Genomic DNA, 1840 nt, shown 5'->3' on the forward strand with positions numbered 1-1840 from the left:
CGCCGCGACCATGGCCGGCGGGCTCCAGCAGACCTTCCGCTCGCCGTCCACGGGCAAGCCGTTGCACGCGGGGCACGCGGCCGAGGCCGGGGTGGTGGCCGCGCTCGCCGCCGAGAAGGGGCTCGCCGGTGCTCTGGACGTGTTGGAGGGGCCGGTCGGCTTCGGCGTGGCCACCGCCGGAGTCAGCGACCTCTCGGTCTCCGGCCTTGGCAATCCGTTCTGCGTCACGGCCACGACGGTGAAGTACCACGCCTGCTGCGGACACACCTTCGCCGCGATCGACGCCGCCCTCGAACTGCGCGCCGACGGTGTGGAGTTGGACGAGATCACCCGCATCGAGATCGAGACCTACGAAACTGCCACCCGGGTTGCCGGACGGGTCGACCCCGCTGATCCCGACGAAGCGAAGTTCAGCCTGGCCTACACCGTCGCCGCCGCGCTGGTGCTGGGCAGCGTACGGCTGCGCGCCTTCGACCCCGAGGCACTGCGGGATCCGGCGATCCGGAACCTCATGGCCAGAGTGACGGCACGGGTCGATCCGGAGTTGGACAAGCTGGCCCCCGGCCGGCGGGCCGCCCGCGTCCGGATCACCGATCGGCACGGCGTATCGCGCGAACGGCTGCGGCTCACCCGCAAGGGCGACCCCGAAGACCCCCTGAGCGACGAGGAGTTGAGGGCGAAGTTCGACGAGCTGGTGCCCGCGTTCCTCGGCCCGCCACGGGCCGAGTCGATCGCGACCGCGCTGTGGAAGCTGCCCGCGCTGACCCGGATGAGCACTCTGGACTGGGGATGATGTGATGGACCACCGCATGGACCACGGCACAGGGCTGCTCGTCGACGGGACGTGGGCGAAGGGGGCCGGCACACTCCCGGTCGCCGACAAGTACACCGGCGATGTCATCGCCGAACTGCACGTCCCCGGGCCCGACCAGATCGACACGGCGATCGCTTCGGCGGCGCGATCGGTGGGCCAACTCCCTTACGGGGAACGGGCGGTGATCCTGCGCCGCGCCGCCCGTCTCCTCGACGAGTGGCGTGACCAGGTCCTCGACCAGTACGTGGCCGAGACCGGTTTCACCCCGGCGGACGCGGTCACCGAACTCGACCGCACCCTCCTGATCTTCGAGCTCTGCGCCCAGGAGGCCCTGCGGCTGACCGGCGAGATGGTCCCGGTCCAGGCCGCCGCCGGTCACGAGGGCTCGCTCTGTTTCACCCTCCGGGTCCCCGTCGGTGTCGTCGCCGCCGTCACGCCGTTCAACGCCCCGCTCAGCACCGTCGCCCACAAGATCTGTCCCGCCCTCGCGGCGGGCAACGCGGTGGTGCTCAAGCCCGCCGAGCAGACCCCGCTGTCCTCGATCGCCGTCGTACGGGCGCTACTTGAGGCCGGACTGCCGGAGGGGCTCGTCCACCTGCTGCCCGGCCGCGGCGAGACGGTCGGCGACCAGCTCGTACGCCACCCGGACGTCCGCTACATCACCTTCACCGGATCGACCGAGGTCGGCCGGCACATACGCGCCGTCAGCGGCCTGGCCCGCACCCACCTCGAACTCGGCTCCAACTCACCGACGTTGCTCTGGCGCGACGCCGACCTGGACCACGCGCTGCCGCTCATCGCCCGCGCCGGATACCGCAAGGCCGGGCAGGTATGCACCTCCGTGCAGCGCCTGTTCGTGCACGAGACGATCGCGGACGAGGTCACCGCGCGCCTGACCGCCCTCGTCGGGGCCATCGCGTACGGCGATCCGCGTGCCGCCGGCACCCAGGTGGGCCCGTTGATCGACACCCGGGCGGCCCGGCGCGCACAGGCCCTGGTCGAGGACGCGGTGGGCCACGGCAGCCG

At 71.9% G+C, this 1840-nt stretch carries 2 protein-coding genes; both read left to right on the forward strand.

What is annotated here, in order from left to right; translation table 11 throughout:
* Positions 1 to 793 (forward strand): MmgE/PrpD family protein (locus R6V09_RS52220; RefSeq protein WP_317888415.1); only part of this gene is annotated, 793 nt, incomplete at its 5' end.
* A gap of 16 nt (positions 794 to 809) precedes the next feature.
* Positions 810 to 1840 (forward strand): aldehyde dehydrogenase family protein (locus R6V09_RS52225; RefSeq protein WP_317888416.1); only part of this gene is annotated, 1031 nt, incomplete at its 3' end.

This window comes from Streptomyces sp. W16 (assembly GCF_033194735.1).
GTDB lineage: Bacteria > Actinomycetota > Actinomycetes > Streptomycetales > Streptomycetaceae > Streptomyces.